Origin of the sequence: Arthrobacter sp. AL05 (genome assembly GCF_029960715.1) — a bacterium.
GTDB lineage: Bacteria > Actinomycetota > Actinomycetes > Actinomycetales > Micrococcaceae > Arthrobacter.
In genome coordinates, this window is sequence record NZ_JASBRC010000042.1 from 1 (window position 1) to 3,475 (window position 3,475).

General features: G+C 65.8%; 3 protein-coding genes. 1 reads left to right on the forward strand and 2 read right to left on the reverse strand.

Annotation, left to right across the window (positions count from 1 at the left end; genetic code table 11):
• Window positions 1-202: 202 nt before the first annotated feature.
• Window positions 203-1,678 (forward strand): glycosyltransferase 87 family protein, encoded by a 1,476-nt coding sequence (locus QK287_RS18300; RefSeq protein WP_226774289.1) that lies wholly within the window; start codon window positions 203-205, stop codon window positions 1,676-1,678.
• Here the strand turns inward: QK287_RS18300 and QK287_RS18305 are convergent.
• Together QK287_RS18305 and QK287_RS18310 are read right to left on the reverse strand one after the other, a co-directional pair.
• Window positions 1,675-2,124 carry a hypothetical protein gene (locus QK287_RS18305; RefSeq protein ID WP_226774288.1) on the reverse strand — a complete coding sequence of 150 codons (450 nt, stop codon included), beginning with the start codon at window positions 2,122-2,124 and terminating at the stop codon, window positions 1,675-1,677. The two genes, QK287_RS18300 and QK287_RS18305, sit on opposite strands and share 4 nt — an antisense overlap.
• The gene (locus QK287_RS18310; RefSeq protein ID WP_226774287.1) at window positions 2,121-3,335 is read right to left on the reverse strand and encodes a molybdopterin-dependent oxidoreductase; all 1,215 of its coding nucleotides are present in this window, start codon (window positions 3,333-3,335) and stop codon (window positions 2,121-2,123) included. The genes QK287_RS18305 and QK287_RS18310 overlap by 4 nt, the downstream gene beginning before the upstream one ends.
• Window positions 3,336-3,475: the final 140 nt, after the last annotated feature.

The window sequence follows — 3,475 nt, forward strand, 5'->3', positions numbered from 1 at the left end:
GCCCTGGTGGATGTTGTTCTCCCGTGTCTGAACGAGCGCGGTGCCCTGCCGTGGGCGCTCTCCCGGCTGCCCCGGCTGCCCAAAGGATGATCAACAGCGTGGATCTGACTGTGGCGGCCATCGCCAAACAGTACCTGCCCGGCCGCGTCCTGTGCCGGTTCTCCCCCGGCCCCGGGGCGGACAGGAAGGCAGCGTGAGCGTCATGGCCCGTACCTCACCCAACAACCAAGCGAAGCGGATCCTCCCCGGAGCCGCGGCTCGGCTGGTAGCGCTGCTGCTCGTGCTCGCGGGCTTGTTGTGGTGGATGGTGGTCCCGCAGAACCCCTTCGAATCAGCACCGATTGTCGGCACACTGTTGTCCTGGGGCGCGCTTATTGGGGCAGTTGGCCTGCTGCGCCATGTCCCCCGGCGCCGAGTGGGCGCCGTAATCATTGCGGGCACTGTACTGCTGGGGCTGGTGGCCGTAAGTGCGCCGCCGCGGACCAGTAACGACTCCGCCAGGTACGCCTGGGACGGTATCGTCCAAAAGGCCGGCATCTCCCCCTACTCCTTCGTTCCGGTCGATGAGACGCTGGCGGCCCTGCGGCCGGAATGGCTGTTCGTCCCGGGAGCCAACAACGATGACGGCCGGCCCGGGTGCGCCCGCGACCTGTTCGGCACCGAATCCGTCCCGGCCAACGGCTACCCCTCGGGGGCTCCGCTTTGTACGGCCATTAACCGCCCGCACGTGCCCACGATCTATCCGCCCACCGCGGAAATCTACTTTTTCGGCGTGCGGGCCGCCGTCCCTGACTCGGTCGGATATCTTCCATTCCAAGTGGGGGGCCTGCTTGTCAGCATTGCGGTGACGCTGATGCTCATCACTGCCCTGGCCCGGCGCAGCCTTCCGCTGCACCTGGCGGCCGTCTGGGCCTGGAGCCCGTTCGTGCAGCTTGAGGCTGTGAACAACGCCCACGTTGACCTGCTCGGCGGCGCTTTGATCCTGACCGCAGGACTGCTATTGACCGTAGGCAAGCCGCTGCGCTCCGGGGTGGCGTTCGGCGCCGCGGTCGCGACCAAACTCATTCCGGTGATCGCCGCCCCCGCCTTGTTGTTCAAGCGTCCTGTGCGCTTCATTGCCGCAGCGCTGACGACTTTCGTCCTCCTCTACGTTCCCTATCTGGCAGTTGCAGGGGCAGGAGTGCTGGGATTCTTGCCCGGCTACCTCAAGGAGGAGGGCTACAGCCAGCGTGGTGGCACCCGGTTCGGGCTGGCCCAACTGGTCTCGGCCGGTCCGTGGCCGCAGCTGCTGAGCGCGGCAGCGCTGGCCGCCGTCGCGCTTTGGGTGTTGCGGCGCACCAGGCCCGGGAATGCCTGGGAACAGCAGACAGTCATGATCGGGTTGACGCTGCTGATTGTCAGCCCGAACTATCCTTGGTATGCCCTGATGCTGTTACCGTTTATTGTCTTGAGCCGGCGCTGGGAATACGTGGCCATCATCCTGGCCCTGGACGCCATCTACATGCTGCCGTTCGAGGACCCGTTCACGGTTCCGGTGCATCAAGCGGTCCTTGTACTCGCAGCCGCGGCCGTCGCAGCCGGAGTTTGGCATCGGCGCCGTCGGGAACTTCAGCTGGCGGCACTCGCCGGCCTCGAATCGTCGACGCCGGATGGCGGCGGGTGCGTGTCACCCGCCTAGTGGTTGGATCTTGCGAAGCGGGCCCGGCGTTCCAGGATCAGGATGCCGGCGGCGGAGGCCAGGGCGAGTAGGGCCCAGAACCAAACCAGGTTCATGGCGTAGTCGGCTTCGAGGACCGTGACGGACTGCGCTACCGACTTCGCCTTGAGCAGGATCCCCGCCACCAGGGTCACCAGGGCACCGGTGAGCAGGGCGCCGCGCAGGACGGCGGCGGACGCCGGCTGCAGTTTCGAACCGGTCCGGGTCAGGGCCGCCCCGGCAAGGGTGGAGAGCGGCACAATAACGCCGTCGTGGATGAGCACGGCAACGGCCATCCACGTCAGCAGGCCGACCAGCTGCGCCGGACCCAGCTGGGTTGGCAGCCCCAGCAGCCCGTAGGCAATGATGCCCAAGCCCGCCATGCCCAGCCCGGCCCGGACGGTTTTGAAAGCAGTTGCACGTTTCACAGGATCTCCATACTCTGCAGCCACTTGGTCTGCAGGACTCCGGGACGGCCGGGGGCGATGATTCTGGCGGGATAGCCATGGTCCAGGTCAAGCACGGACCCATTCAGCTCCAGGGCCACCAAGGTCTTCTCGTCCTGCGTGTACTCGGCAGGCATGGTCATGGTGCGGTAGGCGCCCTCCGGCTCCAGGCTGGTGAACCGAAGCCGGGATCCCGCGGGGGCGCCGACGGCCGCTACCAGGTCCTGGACGCGCACGCCCCGCCACTGGGCCAACTGACTCCACCCCTCCACACATGCGATGGGCAACTCGTGGGTGTGCTGGGGCATCGCCCTAAGCTCATCGAGGGTGAAGGAACGTGTGGAATCAGCAGACTTGACCATCAGCGCCCACTTCGGGGACATCGCCAGGCCGGCGACCTTGGCATCGCCGGCAGTTCGATTCACGGGCACGCCTTGGGGGCCGGTACCCATTTTGCGCGGGGCAAAGAAGTTCGCTGGTGCCAGCCAGGAAAAGGACTGTCCCGCCGTTGTAACCACCACGGCTCCGGTCGCGCCGGTAACAGCAGTGAGGAATGCACGCCGGGTCCAGCGGCCCGGTCCGGATGTGCCGGGCTCGGGAGTTGACTCCAAGACTCCAGCGACGGCGGGTGCAGCCGATTCCACGACGGCGGTCTCTTGCGCACGCTTGCTGCGCCAGTGGGCGGCGATGACCGGGAGCTTGAGGGCAATGTGCAGCAGGAGCGAGCCCCAGATGACCCATGCCAGCCAGTAGTGTGTCTCCCGGAACGGGAACGGCCACGGATACCATTTGTATGTATTGATCAGCCCGGTGGCCAGCTGCACCAGCGAGGACGCGACAAATAGGGCAATGGAGGCCCGTTCAAGGCCGTGCACCACCGACTTCACCGGGGGCCAAGCCAGCAGCTCGGGGAAGACCGACCACAGTTTTGCCAGCAGCAGCGGAATCGCGGCAATCCCTGACGTTACGTGCAGTCCCTGGGTGAGCTGGTAGATCCATACCGGGCTGGTAGGAAAGAACATCCACGCCGGCGGATTTTGGAGTCCGTGGCTGAAGAGGCCGGTGAGGAAGCAAACGGTGAAGGTAATCCCGAGCCAGCGGCCCAGAACAACGGTCAGGCGTGTGCTGCGTGTGGGCGAGGCAAACTTTGCCGCCAGCGCCTCGGTGAGCTTCTGCCCGTCAGGCTTTTGCATATCTGATCCCTTTAACCGTTCCGTGGCCGCCAGGGCCGCCCTTTCCTGGAACCGAAACGCCACAGACCCTGGGGTCCGTGGCGTCCGGCTTTTGCGGGTGGGTGTTACTTGGTGTTGACGGTGATTTTGGCGATGCCGAC

Excerpts from the sequence above, each read along its gene's own strand:
- QK287_RS18300 (WP_226774289.1), top strand. The coding sequence starts at position 203 with ATGGCCCGTACCTCACCCAACAACCAAGCGAAGCGGATCCTCCCCGGA.
- QK287_RS18310 (WP_226774287.1), bottom strand. The coding sequence starts at position 3,335 with ATGCAAAAGCCTGACGGGCAGAAGCTCACCGAGGCGCTGGCGGCAAAG.